At 60.4% G+C, this 19288-nt stretch carries 24 protein-coding genes and 1 pseudogene; 6 read left to right on the top strand and 19 right to left on the bottom strand.

Annotated elements, in window-relative coordinates; all coding sequences use genetic code 11:
* Nucleotides 1-39 precede the first annotated feature (39 nt).
* The 15 genes from PspS34_RS27330 to PspS34_RS27260 all read right to left on the bottom strand — a co-directional run bounded on the left by PspS34_RS27330 (nt 40) and on the right by PspS34_RS27260 (nt 10449).
* Complete coding sequence (locus PspS34_RS27330; protein ID WP_159390366.1) at nt 40-1260, bottom strand: tyrosine-type recombinase/integrase; 1221 nt, start codon at nt 1258-1260, stop codon at nt 40-42.
* Nucleotides 1253-1654: a hypothetical protein gene (locus PspS34_RS27325; protein ID WP_159390365.1), complete on the bottom strand. Its 402-nt coding sequence runs from the start codon at nt 1652-1654 to the stop codon at nt 1253-1255. Before PspS34_RS27325 ends, PspS34_RS27330 begins: the two co-directional genes overlap by 8 nt.
* Complete coding sequence (locus PspS34_RS27320; RefSeq protein WP_159390364.1) at nt 1638-2198, bottom strand: hypothetical protein; 561 nt, start codon at nt 2196-2198, stop codon at nt 1638-1640. The genes PspS34_RS27325 and PspS34_RS27320 overlap by 17 nt, the downstream gene beginning before the upstream one ends.
* 290 nt (nt 2199-2488) lie before the next feature.
* Entirely contained in the window at nt 2489-2842 is a 354-nt protein-coding gene (locus PspS34_RS27315) for a hypothetical protein (protein ID WP_178122804.1), read from the bottom strand.
* Complete coding sequence (locus tag PspS34_RS27310) at nt 2832-3158, bottom strand: hypothetical protein (protein WP_159390363.1); 327 nt, start codon at nt 3156-3158, stop codon at nt 2832-2834. Before PspS34_RS27310 ends, PspS34_RS27315 begins: the two co-directional genes overlap by 11 nt.
* Before the next feature lie 11 nt (nt 3159-3169).
* Nucleotides 3170-3382 (bottom strand): AlpA family phage regulatory protein, encoded by a 213-nt coding sequence (locus tag PspS34_RS27305; protein ID WP_238786589.1) that lies wholly within the window; start codon nt 3380-3382, stop codon nt 3170-3172.
* Nucleotides 3375-3650, bottom strand: a complete 276-nt coding sequence (locus PspS34_RS27300; protein ID WP_202982164.1) for an AlpA family phage regulatory protein — start codon at nt 3648-3650, stop codon at nt 3375-3377. Before PspS34_RS27300 ends, PspS34_RS27305 begins: the two co-directional genes overlap by 8 nt.
* Before the next feature lie 56 nt (nt 3651-3706).
* Entirely contained in the window at nt 3707-4273 is a 567-nt protein-coding gene (locus PspS34_RS27295) for a hypothetical protein (RefSeq protein ID WP_159390362.1), read from the bottom strand.
* Nucleotides 4270-5511, bottom strand: a complete 1242-nt coding sequence (locus PspS34_RS27290) for a site-specific integrase (protein WP_159390361.1) — start codon at nt 5509-5511, stop codon at nt 4270-4272. Before PspS34_RS27290 ends, PspS34_RS27295 begins: the two co-directional genes overlap by 4 nt.
* 321 nt (nt 5512-5832) lie before the next feature.
* Complete coding sequence (locus PspS34_RS27285; protein ID WP_154860907.1) at nt 5833-6540, bottom strand: HAD-IA family hydrolase; 708 nt, start codon at nt 6538-6540, stop codon at nt 5833-5835.
* Nucleotides 6537-7436: a tyrosine recombinase XerC gene (gene xerC / locus PspS34_RS27280; RefSeq protein ID WP_154860908.1), complete on the bottom strand. Its 900-nt coding sequence runs from the start codon at nt 7434-7436 to the stop codon at nt 6537-6539. The genes PspS34_RS27285 and xerC overlap by 4 nt, the downstream gene beginning before the upstream one ends.
* 2 nt (nt 7437-7438) lie before the next feature.
* Nucleotides 7439-8164 carry a DUF484 family protein gene (locus tag PspS34_RS27275; RefSeq protein ID WP_015097340.1) on the bottom strand — a complete coding sequence of 242 codons (726 nt, stop codon included), beginning with the start codon at nt 8162-8164 and terminating at the stop codon, nt 7439-7441.
* Nucleotides 8165-8177: 13 nt separating this feature from the next.
* A complete protein-coding gene (gene dapF / locus PspS34_RS27270; protein WP_046039004.1) occupies nt 8178-9008 on the bottom strand; it encodes a diaminopimelate epimerase in 831 nt (276 codons plus the stop codon).
* 4 nt (nt 9009-9012) lie between these two features.
* Complete coding sequence (gene lysA, locus PspS34_RS27265) at nt 9013-10260, bottom strand: diaminopimelate decarboxylase (protein ID WP_057712781.1); 1248 nt, start codon at nt 10258-10260, stop codon at nt 9013-9015.
* 12 nt (nt 10261-10272) lie between these two features.
* Entirely contained in the window at nt 10273-10449 is a 177-nt protein-coding gene (locus tag PspS34_RS27260) for a lipoprotein (protein WP_007980804.1), read from the bottom strand.
* A 118-nt stretch (nt 10450-10567) separates the two neighbouring features.
* On the opposite strand from PspS34_RS27260, the pseudogene PspS34_RS28910 reads away from it, so the two are divergent.
* The 4 genes and pseudogenes from PspS34_RS28910 to rnk all read left to right on the top strand — a co-directional run.
* Nucleotides 10568-10666, top strand: a pseudogene (locus PspS34_RS28910) (DUF4381 domain-containing protein); the annotation flags it as partial.
* Between the two features lie 79 nt (nt 10667-10745).
* Complete coding sequence (cyaY, locus tag PspS34_RS27255; RefSeq protein WP_090452113.1) at nt 10746-11078, top strand: iron donor protein CyaY; 333 nt, start codon at nt 10746-10748, stop codon at nt 11076-11078.
* 4 nt (nt 11079-11082) lie between these two features.
* The gene (locus PspS34_RS27250; RefSeq protein WP_090457714.1) at nt 11083-11301 is read left to right on the top strand and encodes a DUF1289 domain-containing protein; all 219 of its coding nucleotides are present in this window, start codon (nt 11083-11085) and stop codon (nt 11299-11301) included.
* Between the two features lie 267 nt (nt 11302-11568).
* The gene (gene rnk, locus PspS34_RS27245; protein ID WP_057712783.1) at nt 11569-11979 is read left to right on the top strand and encodes a nucleoside diphosphate kinase regulator; all 411 of its coding nucleotides are present in this window, start codon (nt 11569-11571) and stop codon (nt 11977-11979) included.
* Between the two features lie 7 nt (nt 11980-11986).
* On the opposite strand, the gene PspS34_RS27240 is transcribed toward rnk, so the two are convergent.
* The 3 genes from PspS34_RS27240 to PspS34_RS27230 all read right to left on the bottom strand — a co-directional run bounded on the left by PspS34_RS27240 (nt 11987) and on the right by PspS34_RS27230 (nt 15764).
* Nucleotides 11987-14830: a class I adenylate cyclase gene (locus PspS34_RS27240; RefSeq protein ID WP_154860910.1), complete on the bottom strand. Its 2844-nt coding sequence runs from the start codon at nt 14828-14830 to the stop codon at nt 11987-11989.
* 194 nt (nt 14831-15024) lie between these two features.
* A complete protein-coding gene (locus PspS34_RS27235; RefSeq protein WP_150814548.1) occupies nt 15025-15270 on the bottom strand; it encodes a TIGR02647 family protein in 246 nt (81 codons plus the stop codon).
* A 209-nt stretch (nt 15271-15479) separates the two neighbouring features.
* Nucleotides 15480-15764: a hypothetical protein gene (locus tag PspS34_RS27230; RefSeq protein WP_057712786.1), complete on the bottom strand. Its 285-nt coding sequence runs from the start codon at nt 15762-15764 to the stop codon at nt 15480-15482.
* Nucleotides 15765-15888: 124 nt separating this feature from the next.
* Here PspS34_RS27230 and PspS34_RS27225 point away from each other — a divergent pair, with 124 nt between their 5' ends.
* Nucleotides 15889-16548 carry a glutathione S-transferase gene (locus tag PspS34_RS27225; protein WP_150814549.1) on the top strand — a complete coding sequence of 220 codons (660 nt, stop codon included), beginning with the start codon at nt 15889-15891 and terminating at the stop codon, nt 16546-16548.
* 134 nt (nt 16549-16682) lie between these two features.
* On the opposite strand, the gene argH is transcribed toward PspS34_RS27225, so the two are convergent.
* The gene (gene argH, locus PspS34_RS27220; protein WP_008001478.1) at nt 16683-18077 is read right to left on the bottom strand and encodes an argininosuccinate lyase; all 1395 of its coding nucleotides are present in this window, start codon (nt 18075-18077) and stop codon (nt 16683-16685) included.
* Nucleotides 18078-18539: 462 nt separating this feature from the next.
* Here argH and PspS34_RS27215 point away from each other — a divergent pair, with 462 nt between their 5' ends.
* Nucleotides 18540-19286 carry a LytTR family DNA-binding domain-containing protein gene (locus tag PspS34_RS27215; RefSeq protein ID WP_057712788.1) on the top strand — a complete coding sequence of 249 codons (747 nt, stop codon included), beginning with the start codon at nt 18540-18542 and terminating at the stop codon, nt 19284-19286.
* Nucleotides 19287-19288 lie beyond the last annotated feature (2 nt).

The following is a 19288-nucleotide window of genomic DNA, read 5'->3' as shown; positions in this document are numbered from 1 at the left end:
TCGTAGTCATGCTTTCGGGCCTTTGCAGACCATGGAAAATTAGAGCGAATTAACTATCCAGCCGAAGCGCCGCGATAACTCCAACCCATCAACACCCCCCACACCGACACCGTGCCAATCCTCCAACGCCCGACGCTTCAGAAACGACAAATCACCCTGCACATAGGTTTCGGTCAATCCCGGCATCGCATGGTTAAGCAACAGCTCGGCAATCACATAATTGACGCTCAGATGTTGCCAACCGGCCCGCGCCAGCTTGCGCAGATCATGGCTTGACCACTTACCACCGCTCAGGCCGGCAATCGCCGACGAAGCCCCAGCCACTGACAACGGCTGACCATGCCCTCCGGGAAACAGATACACACTCGGCTGGCTTGACTGCTGGTCCCGGTACCAACGCAGCACAGCCACCACAACAGGCGTCAGCGGCAGCTCATGCCGAGTCCGCGTCTTGGTCAGCTCAGCCGGAATCACCCACACACCCGCGTCAAGGTCCAAGTGCTCCCACTTCACCCGCCGCGTTTCGCCAACCCGCGTACCGTGACAGAGCATCAACAGCGCCAACAGGCAAGGCCCTGGCGACTTCGGCAGGCGCTGCGCCAGTAGATCCATCAGCCAGCCAACATCACGCGGAAACAACCGCGACGCCTTAGGCTTCAAACGACCCAAGCCAAAATCCGTGAACCTGACATCAGCCAGCGGATTGACGGCCACCAGGCCCAGCCGCTTACCCGTGCGAAATGACGCGTTTAATACCCGGTAGGCATGGCACACCGTCGCGGGAGCCAATAACGCCTGCATCGGTTGAATCAACAGCCGGTCAAGCGTGGCCGTCGTCAATTGATTTACCGGTAAACTCCACAGGCGCGGAAAAATCCAATTCTTGGCCAGTGACCGGCAACTGGCCTTGCGCGCCTTCGATACCGTGGCCATGTTCAAATGCCGCTCCAGATACCACGTCACCACGTCACCTACCGTATACAGCGCGCACAGCATGGCGTCTGGATGAACACCACCGGCATGCAGCAACTGGAACGACGACCTCCGCGCATCCAATTCCTTGCAGCCACAACGCGGCCAGTCCGCCGCCTTCTGCCATTTGCCAGCGTGTACTGTGTACCACGCACCCCGGCGCCGATCCTTGAGAAAACGAAAGCGCATATCCGGGTAGCGCTTGTCCCGAAGGTCGCGAACGTCTTTATCTTTTGCTTCGGCTCTAATCGCCGCATCGCTGAACTCGATATATCGCGTTTCACCCATCGCACACCTCAATAATGAATGACCACAGCACCCGGTCGACGACACCGACGAAGCTGTCTTCGACGCCCTGGCAGGCCCAGGTCAACACCCGGTCGACGACACCGACGAAGCTGGCTTCGACGCCCTGGCAGACCCAAGTCAACAGCTGGTCGATGACACCGACGAAGCTGGCTTCGACGCCTTGGCAGATCCAGGTCAACAGCGGGTCGACGACACCGACGAAGCTGGCTTCGACGCCCTGGCAGACCCAGGTCAACAGCCGGTCGACGACACCGATGAAGCTGGCTTCAACGCCCGGCAGGCCCAGGTCAAGCACCATGTCGACGGTGTCGAGGAAGCTGGCTTCGACACCCTGGCAGACCCAGGTCAACACCCGGTTATTCTGCAAACTCATCGAGCGCCCGCCGCACCAATAACGCGTCGTGCCAGCCCGCTACACTGGCACGCAGTTGCGTCTCAAGCTCGCGCTCCAGCCCGGCCACTTGCGCGACCGACGCGCCGCGCACGGCAAACTCGTGCAGAATTTCAGACCGAATAGTTGCGCTATCAAGATCCGGGCAACCCTTCAGTGCCCATGCCTGTAATGTCTTCAGCGGCAGCACCCCGCCCGACAGTTTCAACACTCGGCACGCCACCCGTGACTTTTTCAGCGGCTGACCATCAACACCCGTGAACAGGTATTCACCGTGCCCCCCAGCCACGGACCAATAGCGCGCCAGCAGGTCCAAGGCTTGGGCCGTCAGCGGCAGACGGTCGGCACCAACTCGCCATATTCGCTCCCGCAGATCGAAGTCCACCCAGCGCGCCAGCCGCGTCACCTCCAGCGGCTGGCCGTAACAGAGCGTTAGCAGCGCCACCAACGCGGCTTGCGGGTCACGTTCAAACTCAGCCAGCAGCCGCGACACCGCCCGGCCAATGACCTGCAAAGACTCACTCATAGCGTCCCCCTAGGCGCTCGCACGCAAAAACGCGAAACACAGGAGGCCACAGGCCTCCCCCGGCGCAGAGCGCCGTATGCACTTGCCCACCGGCTACGCCCGTGGACAACTGCAAGCCCTCGACCCCGCAAGCGGGGCCCCACTCGGGCCTCAGGATCAAAGTCAACGATTTCCAATCGTCCAGGCAGAGCAAAAGCAAGAGCGAAGCGATTGCATTGAACCCCTTGGGGGGTTTGGGGGGCTCTTCTCTTCTCTTCTCTTCTCTTCTCTGGTCCGCATTTCGTCCGCTTTCAAAGCGGACGCTTCCGAGCCGCTCGCTTACGCTCCGCATCGAGAATGCGACGCTTAGAACACGCGCCGTTATGGGCTTCAAAGCGTGGCATGGTTAGTTTCAGGCCGTCGTTTTCGAGCCATCCAACAGCAATCATGGCCTCGGCAAAACCCGACCACGCTGCAAGCTCATCAAGCGTGTCCAACGTGTAACCGGACAGCGTTCCATCGCTTGAGTGGAAATCGAAAAGACCCCAAACGGACAAAAGTCCGCCAACTATCCGAAATCTGTCCGCTTTCAATGCGGACGCCATGCGGACAACTTTCGGATTCGACGGCAAGTTAGTGCGCATCTTGATCCAGTCACCCGCCATGGCTCATCCCTCGAAGCAGACCATGGCCGTGCAAGATGAAAGTGCTATGCGGATGCGCCGACGACAGCAGCAGGTCGCCATCTGCGAGCCAGACGGTGAAGCCAGTGTGATGCCCCGGCTTGTCGCCCAATGCGGGGAAACGTGAGATTTTGCTGGCGGGCGCGGGAGTTGCCGCAGTTGGCCCGCTGGGGGCCTTAATCTCGTCGTGAAGAGTCATCGAACAGCCCTCGAAATTGTCGAAGGCCGGAAAAGGCGCGACAATCAGCGTGCTTACCACCACCTGGCGGGGGTGATTGGCACAGCCGGACGCGTCCACGTCCGGCTTTTTTATGCGTTGGCGGTTTTGCCCCGGCTCTTGTCGATTTGCTCTTGCACCCAGGCGTTAACTTCATGTTCTAACCACCCTACTGCGCCACCACGGCCAAGCTGCACCTGTTGCGGGAATGTTTGGTTCAGGGCGTATTTGTAGATCGAGGCGCGGGCCAGTCCGGTCCGCTTCATAACTTCATCGATACGCATGACACGCAGATTGTCAGTCATTGATCTGGCCTCCTACATGGCTTCCCTTCAGACGGCGCTTGCGCGGGGTGGTATTGGGTCGGCGGGACATGAGCCGCGCCCTGAGCCATGCGTCAACCTCTTGGTCAAGCCAGGCCACAGAAACGCTGTCCCCGAGCCTGATGGGCTTCGGGAAAGTGCCCCTTTGCACGGATTGATAAATTGCGCTTGAGCGCAGTCCGACACGATCCATAACGTCGCGCAGGCGCAGCAAACAAATAGGGTGGCTGTCGGGGGATGTGGAATCCATGTTCGCTCCTCGCGAATTAAGAGCGCTTGAGTCAGTGGGCGCCATGGATTCCAATACTATTGCTCGTTTTGAGGCTCGTGTTGCGCGTAATTATCGGCTAGGTATTTACGCGCAAATGCGCCGGGCTCATCAGTAATCTCGCCCGACGCAATCATTAGGTCCCGGTGGTCACGGAACATTGGAAGCATGCTTCGTTCGAATTCGTCCAGGCGAGTAGATTCATCCCTCAATCGCCGGGCGCCATTCGAGTGAGTAACCTTTGACTTCCATGGTTCCATGGCGGCCAAACGCTCGCACGCCCGCGTAATCGAAAACCCCTGCACTTGGAGTTCTTCGATACTCAGCACCAACAAAGTACGAGTGTCCTGTTTCCAGACTTTATCCCTGCCACGGCACTCGGGACCGGCCAACTGGAAGCCCGGCAGGTCTAGTGCGAGGCTCCAAGACAGCGGGCAGATGTCATGAGGCTTAACACCGTGCTCATCCATTAGCAGGCCCATTCGTCGCACTAGCTCGGTTATAGGCGCCTTACTCCATGCCTCATATTGCGCGGTTGTATACAGCAGCGGCAGCGGCTCCAACCTGATTGGTTTGGCCAAGTCACCACTGTATTTGCGGATCATGCTTCTGCCCGCCCAAATGCGCCGTGAACAACATTCACCGCTGGCGGAGTTGTGGCGAACTTTGCCCAGGCTTGCATCAACTCGCGGCGTTTCTCCAATAGGTTGCTGCGACTGTAAGCGGCCTCGATTTTGTCGCGCTCATCATGGGCGAGCGCCAGCTCACAGACTTCTCGCGGATAGTGCGTGCACTCACTCGCCCAGGTGCGAAAGGTGGCCCGGAACCCGTGTGTTGTTATGTCTGGCAGCTCCATCGCCCGCAGTAGTGACAAGAACGCAACACGGCCCATCACGCCGGACTTTCCAGTGCCGGGAAACAGATAGGGGCTGCCAACAGTGCGCGGGATTGCTCGTAGCAGTTCAACGGCTTGCTGTGGCAATGGGATGGCGAACGCCTGCCGGGTTTTCATGCGCTCGGCTGGAAGATTCCAGGTGGCTGACTCTAAATCGAATTCGTCCCACGTCGCCAAGCGAACCATGCCAGCCCGTGCGGCGGTCAGGATCACCAGTTGTAGCGCGTGAGAATCACGGTCATTGGCTGCGGCCAGCCTACTCATGAATGCTGGAAGGTCACGCCAGAGCATTGCTGGATGATTGGTCGATTGCGTAGCCCGTTTCTTGTCTGCCCGACTTAGCAGGTTGTCCAGATGGCCGCGCCAGCGTGCAGGGTTCTCGCCAGATCGAAGGCTTAGCGCATTGGCGGAGTCCAACACGCTTTCTATCTGGCTCCTAACCTCGCTCGCTGTCCGGGGCTTCTCGCTCCAGATCGGCTGCAAAACACGCAAGACATGCTCGGTTTGAACCTGTCCGGGCGGCAATTCACCCATGACTGGATAGACGTAACGCTCCAGCTTGGAAAGCCAGCCTTTGCGCCAGCCATCGGTCACATGCAGGCAGTGGGACCGGTGGTAATCCAACGCCAGCGATTTGAACGTGACGGACTTTGCTTTATCCGCCAGCCGTTGGTCTTTCTGCCGCTGCTGTTCTGCCTTGCGCTCGTCCAGTGGGTCACGTCCCTGCATGATCAGCGAGCGCGCCTCCGTGGCGGCCAGTCTTGCTGCTTTAAGCTTTACGGTGGGAAATGGTCCCAAGCCCATATCACGTCGTTTGCCGCTGAGCTGATAACGCAACAGCCAGGACTTGCTACCGGTAGTGCTGATTACAAGGTAAAGCCCGTCGCTGTCCAGATACCGGCCTGGCTCGCTCAAATGCTCGACTTGCTTGGGGTTCAATCGGCTCATGCTATTTCCTCGTCGACTGATCCAACCCCACACGCAGCCCCACACATTTTCGCGGGATCAGGTAGATATGGGTGGGATGCTGTAGACAAGATAATACCCGGTAAGCCCCGGAATCACTAGGTCTTGTGGAATGCTGTGGACATTTACGGAAAAGAAAAAGCCCGCCGTCGCTGCGGGCTTTTTCATGCCTGAAACAAAAAACATGAAACCTGTGGTGATCCCTGTGGGAGCGAGCTTGCTCGCGATGGCGGAGTGTCAGGCAACATTTATTTTGAATGTTAAGCCCTCATCGCGAGCAAGCTCGCTCCCACAGGTTTTGTGTCAGGCCGAGGCCTTGTTCCACCGCGCCAGCAATGCAGGCAACTCGGTCAGGCTGCGAATCTCGGCATCTGGCAAATGTTCAGCCTCCCAGGCCTTGCCCGCCGGGTTGAACCAGATTGCGCGCAATCCCGCTTGCTGCGCCCCGGCAATGTCATCACCTGGATGATCGCCGATATGCACCGCCGTTTCGGCGGTCGCGCCGCCGCGCTGCAAGGCCTCGTGAAACAGTCGCGCATCGGGTTTGGCGATGCCGATGTCTTCGGCGCACAACGCAAACTTGAAGTAGTCCGCCAGCCCCAGCCGACGCACATCGGCGTTGCCGTTGGTGACCACGCCGAGGGCGTAATGGTTGGCGAGGATTTCCAGGGTTGGTTCAACCTCCGGAAACACATCGATCTGATGGCGAGCGTGCAGAAACACTTCAAAACTCTTGTCCGCCAGATCCGACGCCTTGTCATGCCCATAACCGGACTCTTCCAGTGCGTGGAACAGCACACGCCGACGCAGCGCGCTGATGCGGTGCTTGAGGCCAGGCTCGTTGCTCAATACGCGCTCACGAATGGCCCACAAATGTTCCACCGGCACTGCCCCCAGGTTGGGCGCGTGCTCGGTCAGCCATTCACGCAAAACGGCTTCGGCGCTGACGATCACCGGGGCGGTGTCCCACAGGGTGTCGTCGAGGTCGAAGGTGATCAACTGAATACTCATGAATCGTCGCCTTTCATGCGTTTGGCCCGTGGGTGGGCGCTGTCGTAGACCGCTGCCAGATGCTGGAAGTCCAGGTGGGTGTAGATCTGTGTGGTCTTGATGTCCGAGTGTCCGAGCAGTTCCTGCACCGCGCGCAGGTCCTGGGACGATTCCAGCAAATGGCTGGCGAAGGAGTGCCGCAGCATGTGCGGGTGCAGGTTCTGCCCCAGTTCGCGCTCGCCGGCCGCCTTGACCCGAACCTGAATCGCCCGTGGTCCGAGGCGCCGGCCTTGCTGGCTGACAAACACCGCTTCGTCCGCCGGGTTGGCCATGGCTCGCAGGGGCAGCCAGTGTTCCAGCGCCTCGCGGGCCTTTTTCCCTACCGGCAGCAGGCGGGTCTTACTGCCTTTGCCGAGCACCTGGACCATGCCGTCTGCCAGGTCGAGTTGATCGAGATTGAGCCCCGTCAGCTCCGAAAGCCGCAGCCCGGAGGAGTAGAACAACTCCAGGATCGCCTGGTCCCGACGTGCCAGAAAGTCATCCTCGACCCCACCTTCCAGCAGTTGCAGGGCGCGGTCGGTGTCGAGGGTTTTCGGCAGGCGGCGTTCGCCTTTGGGCGGCGCGAGGCCATTGGCCGGATCGTGGTCGCACAGGCCTTCGCGGTTCAAGTAGTGATAGAGCCCGCGAACGGCTGACAGTAATCGCGCCAGGCTGCGGGACGATTGGCCTTGGGCGTGCAGACGGGCAACCAGGCTACGCAGGCGCTGGATGTCCAGCGCCGTCCAGCTGCCGATATTCTGTTTGACGCACCAGCCCAGCACTTTATCTAGGTCGCGGCGGTAGGCCGACAGTGTGTGCGGCGACACCTGCCGCTCACTGCGCAGGTGTTCGCAGTAAGCGTCCAGTTGTCGTTCCATGTTCAGCGTACCGAGCGCAGGGAATTGTTGACCCGTGGCAGCACGCGACCCATGACTTCAGCGATGTAGCTCAGGAACAAGGTGCCCACCGAGCTTTTGTAGTGCTGCGGATCACGGCTGGCTATGGCCAGGATGCCGTGGATGCCCTGGTGGCTGATGGCGACAACCGCGGTGGAGCCGATCTGCTTGCGCTGTTCTTCGCCGAACAGGAAGTCCAGTTCATGCTCGCGCAGGCTGCCGCTGACGCTTTTGTCTTCCGAGAGCAAACCGCCGATGGCCACTTGAGCTTCGGCGTGGGTGACCCAGCGGCCCACCGGCATGGCGTTGTCGCCGAGCAGGATGAGGCTGACGAAGGGCACCTGGAACTCCTGGCGCAGGCTGTCTTCGACGCACATCACCACGTCTTCCAGGCTGGCAGCATCCATCAATGCCAGGATCAGGCGACGGGTCTTTTCGAACAGGCGGTCGTTGTCCCGGGCCACGTCCATCAAATGCGACAGGCGATGACGCAGTTCAATGTTGCGGTCGCGCAGGATGGTCATCTGACGCTCGACCAGCGACACGGTATCGCCGCGCCGATGGGGGATACGCAGGGACGGGAGCAGTTCTTCGTGCTCGACGAAGAAGTCCGGATGAGCCTCCAGGTACGCGGCTACAGCCGCCGCCTCGAGGCTTTCGGACGGTGATTCGTCAGCTTGTCGTGCGGGTACCTGAGGCTTGTCGGTCATGGATTTCGCTCACTCAAAGACGCACTTGTCCTTCATATACGCGCACTGCCGGGCCGGTCATCATCACCGGTTGGCCAGGGCCTGCCCATTCGATGGACAAGCGCCCGCCAGGCAGGTCGATCAATAGCGGCGAATCCATCCACCCCTGGCTGATCGCGGCCACTGCGGCGGCACAGGCGCCGGTTCCGCAAGCCTGGGTTTCCCCGGCTCCACGCTCCCAGACGCGCAATTGCGCGCGGCTCCGGTCGATGACCTGGAGAAAACCGACATTGACCCGTGCCGGGAAGCGCGGGTGATGTTCGATTTTCGGGCCCAGTTCATGCACCGGCGCGTTGTTGATATCGCTGACCCGCAGCACGGCATGGGGGTTGCCCATGGACACGGCGGCCAGATCGACCGGGGTGCCGTCGACGTCGACCTGATAACTCTTGGCCTGCTCCGGTGCCTGGAACGGAATATCCGCCGGCACCAGGCGCGGGGCGCCCATGTTGACGCTGATCTGGCCGTCGTTACGCACGTCGAGCTCGATGACGCCGCTTTTGGTCTCGACGCGAATCAGCCGCTTTGCGGTCAGGCGCTTGTCGAGCACGAAACGGGCGAAGCAGCGCGCACCGTTGCCGCACTGTTCCACTTCGGAACCGTCGGAGTTGAAGATCCGATAGCGGAAATCCACGTCCGGGTTGCTCGGCGCTTCAACGATCAGCAACTGGTCGAAACCGATGCCGGTGTGCCGGTCACCCCATTGCTTGGCATGCTTGGGCAGAATGTGCGCGTGCTGGCTGACCAGGTCGAGGACCATGAAATCATTGCCCAGGCCGTGCATCTTGGTAAAACGCAGCAGCATGGTTTTACTCCGGCAGCAGGCTTTCGCCAGCATACAACTCGGCTACCGTTTCACGGCGACGCACTTCAAATGCCTGATCACCGTCCACCAACACTTCTGCGGCACGGCCGCGGGTGTTGTAGTTGGAACTCATGACAAACCCGTAGGCACCGGCCGAATGCACGGCCAGCAGGTCGCCTTCCTCCAGCGCCAGCTGACGATCCTTGGCCAGGAAGTCGCCGGTCTCGCAGATCGGGCCGACGATGTCGTAGGCGCGGGCAGCGGAGGTGCGCGGGCTCACGGCAGTGACGTCCATCCAGGCCTGATACAGCGCCGGGCGGATCAGGTCGTTCATGGCGGCGTCGACGATGGCGAAGTCTTTGTGTTCGGTGTGCTTGAGGTATTCGACCTGAGTCAGCAGCACGCCGGCGTTGGCGACGATGAAGCGGCCCGGCTCGAACACCAGCGCGAGGTCACGACCGTCGAGACGCTCGCGCACGGCCTTGATGTAGTCGGCAGCCAGTGGTGGCTCCTCGTCCTTGTATCGTACGCCCAGGCCACCACCGAGATCGATGTGGCGCAGGTAGATGCCGCAATCGCCAAGGCGATCGACCAGGCCCAGCAGGCGGTCGAGAGCATCGATGAAAGGCGGCAGGGTGGTCAGTTGCGAGCCGATGTGGCAATCGACGCCGACCACTTCCAGGTTCGGCAGCTGCGCGGCACGCACGTACACGTCTTCGGCGTCGGCGATGGCGATGCCGAACTTGTTCTCTTTGAGACCGGTGGAAATGTACGGGTGGGTGCCGGCATCGACGTCCGGGTTCACGCGCAGCGAAATCGGCGCGCGAACGCCCAGTTCGGCGGCGACCACCTGCAGGCGTTCCAGCTCGTCGGTGGATTCGACGTTGAAGCAGTGCACGCCGACTTCCAGGGCGCGACGCATGTCGTCACGGGTCTTGCCGACGCCGGAGAACACAATCTTGTCGGCGCTGCCGCCAGCGGCCAGTACGCGTTCCAGCTCGCCACGGGAGACGATGTCGAAACCGGCGCCAAGACGCGCCAGGACATTCAGGACGCCCAGGTTGGAGTTGGCCTTGACCGCGTAGCACACCAGGTGCGGTGTGCCGACCAGCGCATCGGCGTAAGCCAGGTATTGGGCTTCGATGTGTGCGCGCGAGTAAACGTAGGTGGGTGTACCAAAGCGCTCGGCGATGGCAGACAGGGCAACACCTTCCGCGAACAGTTCACCGTCACGGTAGTTAAAAGCGTCCATGAGGTTCCCTTATTATTGGTAGACGTCGTGCTTGTGTGCTTTGGAGGCAGGCTGCTGCTGCGACGACTTGGCTTGCTCCACAGGGTCCTGGTCTTCATCGGGCAGGTACAGCGGGCCTTTTTGACCGCAGGCCGACACAAGGCAGGCAACCGCGAGGAGCGCAGCAAGGGAAGAGATCAGGCGCTTCATGGCGAAATCCTTGAAAATGCATTAATTGCGCCGGAGTATACCGGCCACCCGGCAGCTTGCCTATGCAGCGGACCGCCCGTCCGGCGGGGCTCGGCCCGATGCCGGTCGGTATCATGCAATCCTTGTGGGAGCGGGCTTGCTCGCGAAGGCGTCGTGTCAGTCGACATCAATGTTGAATGTCAGTCCGTATTCGCGAGCAAGCCCGCTCCCACAGGTCGTTATCCTTTGCAATCACCGGGACTCGCCCGTATCTTGCGGCGCTTGAGCCTGATCAGACACTTTTTGAGGTTGCCGTAATGAGTTTGTCCGAAGCGCGTTTCCATGACCTGGTCGATGCCACCCAGCAAACCCTGGAGGACATCTTTGACGAAAGCGACCTGGATATCGACCTCGAAAGCTCGGCCGGTGTGCTGACGGTCAAGTTCGAGAACGCCAGCCAGTTGATCTTCAGTCGCCAGGAGCCGCTGCGTCAGCTGTGGCTGGCGGCGGTGTCTGGTGGTTTCCACTTCGACTACGACGAAGAAAGCGAGCGCTGGATGTGCGACAAGAGCGAAGAGCAGTTGGGTGAAATGCTTGAGCGTATCGTCCAGCAGCAGGCCGGTGTCGAACTCGATTTCGAAGGCCTGTGAGATCGTGACCCAGCCTGCGCCTGTCCGTGCGCCCAAACCGCTCTACAGCAATGTCAGCCCGGCGGTACCGTCGCCCTGCAGCGGTGTGTGCCGGCTGGACGAGCAAAAAGTGTGTCTGGGCTGCTTCCGTCATGTCGAAGATATTCGTGAGTGGCGTTCGGCCGATGATCAGCGTCGGCGCGTCATTTGCGAGCAGGCTGCCCACCGCAAAGCTTCAGCCTAGTGAGTCATTGTGGCGAGGGGGCTTGCCCCCGTTGGGTCGCGTAGCGGCCCCAAGTTTTTACGGCTGCTGCGCAGCCGAACGGGGGCAAGCCCCCTCGCCACAGGAGTTCTCTACAAGTCCATAGCGTCGGTTTGGCCATGACTTGTATATTTTTTGAGCTGTGATAGTGTCCAGAAACGCCTCAACCCATCGAGGCTTGTGAAAACCCCGCCTTTTTCTGGCGGGGTTTTGCTTTTTTCGTGCAGAAGAAAGGAGTCTGCCCAGATCATGACCTCACCTTCCATCACCCTTACCCGTCTGGACGTCCAGCGTCTGGAGCGTCTGATCGACAGCCTGGACGACACGCTGCCGGGCGTTATTGCGCTGCAAACCGAACTGGATCGCGCCGATACCGTGGTCGGCCACGATGAAGTGCCGGCGGATGTCGTGACCATGAATTCCCGAGTGCATTGCCGCGAAGAAGGCAGTGGCAAGGACTACCACCTGACCCTGGTGTACCCCAAGGATGCGAATGCCGACGAAGGCAAGGTCTCGATCCTGGCGCCGGTGGGCAGTGCGCTGCTCGGCCTGAAGGTTGGCCAGCACATCGATTGGCCAGCTCCGGGCGGCAAGACCCTGAAGCTGACCTTGCTGGAAGTCGAATCGCAGCCGGCCAATGGCGGCGCGTTCCCGGAGTGACTTCCCCTCAGACCTGATCGAGCGCCTCGTTCAATGCGTGCTCCAAGTCGGCTTTGTAGCGCAGGTACAGATGGGTGGAACTCTGACCTTCACCGAGCAGGCCTGACAGGTCGAGGTCGGTGATGTAGCAGCGGTAGCGTTCGGTTTCCCGGCGCTGCCCGACGATTTCCCGGGCGACCACGCGGAATAACTGGTCGCCATGTTCCAGCTCGGAAAATTCCCGTTGATTGCAATACAGCGTCACCTGCACCTGACCCGGTGCGGCTTTGCCGACGATCGCCTGCACGTCGTAGAACGGCTTGTTCACTGGCGTCTGCGGCACTGGCCGGGCTTCGATGCGGCGTGCGCGGCCAGGGCCTGACGGCAGCAACTGGCAGTACAGGGTGTCGAGGTTCAGCGGGTGGGCTGCGCCCATCGGCAACAAGGCATCGCGACGGTACTGGATCGATTGCAGGAAACGCTGCAGCGGCACCAGCAGGCTTTGCTCATCGTGCCAGGGCAGGCGTTGCTGCCACAGGGCGTTGAACTCATCGAGCACGTACAGATCAGCCTGATCTTCGTTGACCCTATAGAACACTTGAATGCAGTCCGGTTGGCCCGTTGGCAGGAACAGTGCGAGGTCGTGGTCTTCCAGTGCCTTCGGATCGAGGTGCAACGGGCTGTAGCTCGCCATTTCTTCGCCCAGGTAATCGATCAGTGCCGACAGAGTGGCCAGCGCGATGTGCTGGACCTGGCCCGGCACCAACTCCAGCACGTGGTAGTGCTGCTGGACCTGGATCAGGTAGCGATGATTGAGCCGGCTCAGCAGCAGGTTCTGCGCGGTATCGAGGATTTCCTCGACCCGTTGGGCAATGAACTGCGCGCGGTTATGGCAGAAGCAACGCACCCTCAGCTTCGGCTGTTGCGGCCCGGCCGGCAGGTTATTGAGGTAGTCGCGGATGCAGTCGAGCAGGGCGTGGGGGCCGTCGTAACGGCCAACCAGCACTTCGTTCCAGCTATTGAGCGTGACCTGGTCCAGAGTCAGCACCAGATTTTCCCGGACACCGGCGTAGCTCAGTGAGTCGGTGCGCTCGGTGGTCATGAGGATGTTCAGGTCGCGATGGTGCTTGAGCGGATCGATGCCGACATTCACCAGGATCAGCACTTCACTCGGCACACTGGCGCGCAACAGAGGTTCCTCGGCGACGGTGGGCAAGGGCAGGGCGATGGTCTGTTGCAGGCTGCCGAGCAGGTTGAACAGTTCGAATTCGCTCAAGTCGCTGGTGCCGGGGTGCAAGGCCAGGCGGGTACTGCTGTCGATCACGCCATTGCGGTGGCACCAGGTCAGCAGTTCGAGCAAGTGACGGCTGCGTTTGATCGGCGCGAAATGCTCCCACTCCAGTGCCGTCAGGCTGCCGTTGTACAAGCCCCACTGGCTTTGCCCCGGCTCTTTCCTGTTCGGTGCGTACACCAGCGTCAGGGTGTCTTCAGCCAGGTCCGGGGCGATGCCGGGATTGATGAATTCGACTTTACCGGCCTTGCGCTCGAAAGCGGCGTACAGGCGACGGCCGAGGACACTCAGGTCGCGCTTGTTGATGCGGCTGACCGTTTGTTCGTGACGGGCAAACTGCGTGAGGAAGCGGTAGCTGTAGTTCAGCTCGTTGACCAGTGCCCGCCGCTCGGAGCCGACCTGGCGGACTTTCCACTGGCTGCGGCTGTCGAGCTGGGTCAGTTGACGCTGGTCCCAGTGCCATTCATGGGCCAGGCGTTCAAGCAAGGAGCGCTGCCAGCTCTGGGTGCGGCTGTTGCCGGTGAGTTTGCGATTGACCTTCAGGTACAACGCGCGCCGCACCAGTTCCAGCCGTTCCGGTTCGTTGCGGGCGATCAGGTATTCCTCGATGCGCCGATACACCACGACATACGGATCCAGTTCGTCGAGGTCGAGGCGGTTGGCGAACACCGCTTGCTTGAAGCGCAGGCTCAGGCAATGGACCCTGGGGTGTTCACTGGCGTAAACCTCCGTCAGCAGCAGCTTGAGTACCGACTTGTAGGGCGACTCGATGCCCTTGAACAACTGCCAGAGCCCGGCACCGATAAATTCGCCGGGCGGGATGTAGGCCAGGTTGCCGAGGTCGAGGGTTTCATCGGCACGGATGAAGCGTTTGGAGATCAAGGCATGGGTGTAGCGGTCGTAGCTCGACTCTTCGTAGACCGGCACCAGCCACCAGATCGGTGTGCGCCCGGCGAGCCAGATCGCGGTGCGGTAAAACTCGTCCAGCAACAGGTAGTGCTGGGTGGTGCCGCAATCTTCCGAGCTCAGCTGGGTATCGCGCTCACCGCGGACGAAACGGCTCGGGTCGATCAGGAAAAAATGCGCTTCGGCGCCCTGGCTGGCGGCCCAGGCTTCCAGCAACTGGCATTTCTTGCGCAGCTCGGCGAGTTCGTTTTCGGTCCGGTCCGGCCCATGGCAGACCCACACATCCATGTCGCTCTGGTCGGCCTGGGCCAAGGTGCCGAGGCTGCCCATCAGGAACAATCCGTGAATCGGCCTCGGCGGGTTGCTGCCGTGGCGCGGCTTGTAGGAAAACGAGCGGGTCAGGCGCTGGGCTTCAGCGAGGACATTGGCATCCGGCTCGAAATTCGACAGCCCGGCCGGCGTACTGCCGGAAACGTAACCGGGCAACAGCGGATGGTTAACGTGGAAAAACAGCGGCAGCAAGGTCAGGACCCCTTGCTGGCGGGTCGACAACCCTTCCATGGCGCGAGCCATGCGCCCTTCGTTGAGTTTCAGAAAACGTGCGCGCAGCTGGCTGAGAACCTTGCGGTCGATTCCCTCGTCCAGATCGGGGCGGATTTCATGGATGCGCGTCATGTCAGCTCAAACCGGCTCGCAGGGCTCGGACGTGGGGCTCTTCGGATGAGGGGCAGTTTAGCGCCTTGAGGCGAGGACTTTTAAGCTGATTTTGTTTTTCTGGCGTCAGATTTCTATCGGCTGCAGACAGAAATCAGGGGGATGTGCCCGCGGAAATCCCTGGATCGGGGTCTCCGTGGGCGATGCGGCAGAATTCAGGCTGTTACTTCGGCGTTAAGAATGGTCAGCACGGCTTGCACATTTTGCGCGGCGTCACGACCCAGGCTGGTCAGGTAACCGCCATCAGGCTGGTCGGTCAGTTCTTTTTCAAAGAGGCGTTTGGCGGCGGCAACGTGTTTCGGGGCAGCGGTCTGATGAATTTTCAGACCTTCCTGGGAACTGTCCAGGTTGAAGAGTGCGAGGACTTCCAGTTCGGCAACCAACTCAGGGGTAAGCGACATAAGGACTCCAGACTTTCTAGGAATTGGACGACAGCGCCCCTAAGGTGAACCCGCTTGTCCGGCATGTCCAGTGCTCGCGACAGGGTTTTTTTCCTCTGTAGGAGCGAGCTTGCTCGCGAAGGTCGTCAACGATGACGCGTAAAACCAGATGCCCAGCGGCGCTCTCGGGTTTTTCGCGAGCGGGCTCGCTCCTACAGGGAGGTGTGGGCTTACTGCTTTTCCGGTGGCAACTCGGGCAAGGCGCGCAGGGCAGCTTCGTACCATTCGGTGTTGAACGCGCGGTCTTCTTCGAGGATCGCGTCGATTTCTACCGCCAAAACGTGAGCCATCAGGTTGAGGATTTCTTCCCGCTCGTAACCCACCAGCGTCAGCTTGTTGAACGTCGCCTTGGCAGCCGGCGGGTTGTCGCTTTCGATCTGGTTTTCGATGGCCTGGATCAGGGTGGTTTCGGCGAACTCTTCTTCGTCGTTGTCGATATCGGTTGGCTCGCTCATGGCAGGCTCCTCAGGGAAAGGCGGCCAGTTTACTCGCATTCAGCGGCGTGATGCTGCTGGCAAGAATCCCGGCAGCGTTCTATAAACAGGCACTGCCCACCCCGCATGGCCTGGAGGCTTTGTGATGATCAAGCTTTATGGATTCTCCGTCAGCAACTACTACAACATGGTCAAACTGGCGCTGCTGGAAAAAGGCCTGCCCTTCGAAGAAGTACCGTTTTACGCTGGCACCAGCCCCGAGGCACTGGCCATCAGCCCTCGCGGAAAGGTCCCGGTGCTGCAGGTAGAGCAGGGCTTCATCAATGAAACCAGCGTGATCCTCGAATACATCGAGCAAAGCCAGAAAGGCACGCCGCTGCTGCCGAGCGATCCGTTCGAGCGCGCGCAGGTGCTGGCACTGGCCAGGGAAATCGAGCTGTACATCGAATTGCCAGGCCGGGCCTGCTATCCCGAAGCCTTTTTCGGCATGACCCTGCCGGATGCGATCAAGGAAAAAACCAAAGCCGAATTGTTGCTGGGGATGGCTGCGCTGGGCCGGCATGCCAAATTCAGCCCTTACGTGGCTGGCGACAGCTTGAGCGTGGCGGATCTGTATTTCCTGTTCAGCGTGCCGCTGGCGTGTGGGGTCGCCAAGAAGTTGTTTGGCATCGATCTGTTGGCCGAGATGCCAAAGGCCAAGGCGCTGCTGGAGTTTTTGGGGGGGAATCCGAATGTGCAGCGTGTGGCGGCGGACCGGGAGGCCGCGATGCCGGCGTTCATGGCGATGATTGCTGCCAAAAAGTAGTTCTGTGGCGTTCTGAAGTCAGTCATCGCGGGCAAGTCGGATCGCCGCACCGCCGCTCCCACAGGTTTCTTTGTTTGCCATGGATTTTTGGCAAGTACTGGATCCTTGTGGGAGCGGGCTTGCCCGCGAAGCTTTTAGCGGCTGGCGAGGAGCGCCTGACCGCGAGCCACTGCAGCCTTCACCTGCGCCGGCGCGGTGCCGCCGATGTGGTTACGGGCATTGACCGAGCCTTCCAGGGTCAGCACGGCGAACACATCCTGGTCGATCTGATCGCTGAACTTGCGCAGTTCTTCCAGGCTCATTTCCGCCAGATCCTTGCCGCTGTCCACGCCGTACTTCACGGCATGGCCGACGATTTCGTGGCAGTCACGGAATGGCAGGCCGCGACGCACCAGGTAGTCGGCCAGGTCGGTGGCGGTGGAGAAGCCGCGCAGGGCCGCTTCACGCATCATCGCGTGCTTGGGCTTGATCGCCGGGACCATGTCGGCAAAGGCCCGCAGCGAGTCGCGCAGGGTGTCGGCGGCGTCGAACAGCGGTTCCTTGTCTTCCTGGTTGTCCTTGTTGTAGGCCAAAGGCTGGCCTTTCATCAGGGTCAGCAGGCCCATCAGCGCACCGAACACGCGACCGGTCTTGCCACGCACGAGCTCCGGCACGTCCGGGTTTTTCTTTTGCGGCATGATCGAGCTGCCGGTGCAGAAACGGTCGGGCAGATCGATGAACTGGAACTGCGCGCTGGTCCACAGCACCAGCTCTTCGGAGAAACGCGACAGGTGCATCATCGCGATACTGGCCGCCGAGCAGAATTCGATGGCGAAATCACGATCGGAGACGTTGTCCAGCGAATTGCCGCCAACCGCGTCGAAACCCAGGAGTTGGGCGGTGTATTCGCGATCGATCGGGTAGGTGGTGCCGGCCAGTGCCGCGCTGCCCAGTGGCATGCGGTTGGTGCGCTTGCGGCAGTCGACCAGGCGTTCGTAGTCGCGGCTGAGCATTTCGAACCAGGCCAGCATGTGGTGCCCGAACGTCACCGGTTGTGCGGTCTGCAGGTGGGTGAACCCCGGCATGATGCTGGCGGCTTCGCGCTCGGCCTGCTCCAGCAGGCCTTTTTGCAGGCGGGTGATTTCAGCCAGGATCAGGTCGATCTCGTCACGCAGCCACAGACGGATGTCGGTGGCGACCTGATCGTTACGGCTGCGGCCGGTGTGCAGTTTTTTACCGGTCACGCCGATGCGGTCGGTCAGGCGCGCCTCGATGTTCATGTGGACGTCTTCGAGGTCGATGCGCCAGTCGAACTGACCGGCCTCGATTTCGCCCTGGATGGTGTTCAGGCCATCGATGATGCTGTCGCGCTCGGCATCGGTCAGCACGCCGACCTTGGCCAGCATGGTGGCGTGGGCGATCGAGCCCATGATGTCGTGGCGATACAGGCGCTGGTCGAAGGTGACGGAGGCGGTGAAGCGGGCGACGAAGGCGTCGACGGGTTCACTGAAGCGGCCGCCCCAGGACTGATTGGTCTTGTCAGTGCTCATGAATTCGCTCGTATCGGCTTGAAGTAAGAAGGCGTGGAACGCTGGCGCGGATAATAACAGGGTTGCCAATCCTGTCGCTGACACTGGTCGATACGTTTTTTTGGGGGAGGGAAAGTCCGGGCCGGGGCAAGAGCCGCGCATTTTTGCCGAACGATATTTTTCAATTGAGCAATATCGTCCCGGCAACCGTCTACAGTTGGACAGTAGGATCAGCGCATTTCTCGGTGCAGCCGCTGACTATAAGAAGAGTGGGGTGTTCATATTGCGTATCAGCAAACCCTGTGGCGATGCATCGCCAACGCGGGCCTGGGCCGCCAATCGCCCGGCAGATGAAAATTTAGCCGCCGGACCAGCGGCACTTTTTGACGCTCGCGCTAGTCTTAGCGTGGATCGCGGTGACGGACGTCACTTCACCTGTCTACGCTATCCTTGTGCGAGACTCACGCAGGAATCCAGCGCAATATGAATGTCCTGATCGTTGATGACGAACCCTTGGCCCGCGAGCGCCTGAGCCGAATGGTTGGCGAACTCGAGGGGTACAGTGTCCTGGAGCCTAGTGCCACGAATGGCGAAGAGGCGTTGGCACTGATTGACAGCCACAAGCCGGATATTGTGCTGCTCGATATCCGCATGCCTGGCCTGGATGGCCTGCAAGTGGCTGCTCGGTTGTGTGAACGCGAAACTCCCCCCGCCGTGGTGTTCTGCGCCGGGCCCGATGAATTTGCCGTGGAAGCCTTACAGGCCAGCGCCGTAGGCTATCTGGTGAAACCTGTGAGAACTGAACAATTACATGACGCATTAAAGAGAGCCGAGCGCCCCAATCGTGCCCAGCTCTCCGCCCTGACCCGCCCTGCTGCCGAAAGCGGCAACGGCCCGCGCAGCCATATCAGCGCCCGAACCCGTAAAGGGATCGAGCTGATTCCGCTGGATCAGGTGGTGTATTTCATTGCCGACCACAAATACGTGACCTTGCGCCACGAAAGCGGCGAAGTGTTGCTCGATGAGCCGCTCAAGGCCCTCGAAGATGAATTCGGTGACCGTTTCGTGCGTATCCATCGCAATGCACTGGTTGCCCGCGAGCGTATCGAGCGATTGCAACGCACACCCCTGGGGCATTTTCAGCTGTTCCTCAAAGGCCTCAACGGTGATGCGCTGATCGTCAGCCGTCGTCATGTGGCTGGGGTACGCAAAATGATGCAACAGCTTTAAAA

The sequence above is a fragment of the Pseudomonas sp. S34 genome (assembly GCF_009866745.1).
GTDB lineage: Bacteria > Pseudomonadota > Gammaproteobacteria > Pseudomonadales > Pseudomonadaceae > Aquipseudomonas > Aquipseudomonas jessenii.
This window is presented reverse-complemented; position numbering and strand designations above follow the sequence as displayed.

Coding starts and splice junctions, on each gene's coding strand:
- PspS34_RS27330 (WP_159390366.1), bottom strand. CDS start 1,260: ATGGGTGAAACGCGATATATCGAGTTCAGCGATGCGGCGATTAGAGCC.
- PspS34_RS27325 (WP_159390365.1), bottom strand. CDS start 1,654: ATGAGTTTGCAGAATAACCGGGTGTTGACCTGGGTCTGCCAGGGTGTC.
- PspS34_RS27320 (WP_159390364.1), bottom strand. CDS start 2,198: ATGAGTGAGTCTTTGCAGGTCATTGGCCGGGCGGTGTCGCGGCTGCTG.
- PspS34_RS27315 (WP_178122804.1), bottom strand. CDS start 2,842: ATGGCGGGTGACTGGATCAAGATGCGCACTAACTTGCCGTCGAATCCG.
- PspS34_RS27305 (WP_238786589.1), bottom strand. CDS start 3,382: ATGACTGACAATCTGCGTGTCATGCGTATCGATGAAGTTATGAAGCGG.
- PspS34_RS27300 (WP_202982164.1), bottom strand. CDS start 3,650: ATGGATTCCACATCCCCCGACAGCCACCCTATTTGTTTGCTGCGCCTG.
- PspS34_RS27295 (WP_159390362.1), bottom strand. CDS start 4,273: ATGATCCGCAAATACAGTGGTGACTTGGCCAAACCAATCAGGTTGGAG.
- PspS34_RS27290 (WP_159390361.1), bottom strand. CDS start 5,511: ATGAGCCGATTGAACCCCAAGCAAGTCGAGCATTTGAGCGAGCCAGGC.
- PspS34_RS27285 (WP_154860907.1), bottom strand. CDS start 6,540: ATGAGTATTCAGTTGATCACCTTCGACCTCGACGACACCCTGTGGGAC.
- xerC (WP_154860908.1), bottom strand. CDS start 7,436: ATGGAACGACAACTGGACGCTTACTGCGAACACCTGCGCAGTGAGCGG.
- PspS34_RS27275 (WP_015097340.1), bottom strand. CDS start 8,164: ATGACCGACAAGCCTCAGGTACCCGCACGACAAGCTGACGAATCACCG.
- dapF (WP_046039004.1), bottom strand. CDS start 9,008: ATGCTGCTGCGTTTTACCAAGATGCACGGCCTGGGCAATGATTTCATG.
- lysA (WP_057712781.1), bottom strand. CDS start 10,260: ATGGACGCTTTTAACTACCGTGACGGTGAACTGTTCGCGGAAGGTGTT.
- PspS34_RS27260 (WP_007980804.1), bottom strand. CDS start 10,449: ATGAAGCGCCTGATCTCTTCCCTTGCTGCGCTCCTCGCGGTTGCCTGC.
- cyaY (WP_090452113.1), top strand. CDS start 10,746: ATGAGTTTGTCCGAAGCGCGTTTCCATGACCTGGTCGATGCCACCCAG.
- rnk (WP_057712783.1), top strand. CDS start 11,569: ATGACCTCACCTTCCATCACCCTTACCCGTCTGGACGTCCAGCGTCTG.
- PspS34_RS27240 (WP_154860910.1), bottom strand. CDS start 14,830: ATGACGCGCATCCATGAAATCCGCCCCGATCTGGACGAGGGAATCGAC.
- PspS34_RS27235 (WP_150814548.1), bottom strand. CDS start 15,270: ATGTCGCTTACCCCTGAGTTGGTTGCCGAACTGGAAGTCCTCGCACTC.
- PspS34_RS27230 (WP_057712786.1), bottom strand. CDS start 15,764: ATGAGCGAGCCAACCGATATCGACAACGACGAAGAAGAGTTCGCCGAA.
- PspS34_RS27225 (WP_150814549.1), top strand. CDS start 15,889: ATGATCAAGCTTTATGGATTCTCCGTCAGCAACTACTACAACATGGTC.
- argH (WP_008001478.1), bottom strand. CDS start 18,077: ATGAGCACTGACAAGACCAATCAGTCCTGGGGCGGCCGCTTCAGTGAA.
- PspS34_RS27215 (WP_057712788.1), top strand. CDS start 18,540: ATGAATGTCCTGATCGTTGATGACGAACCCTTGGCCCGCGAGCGCCTG.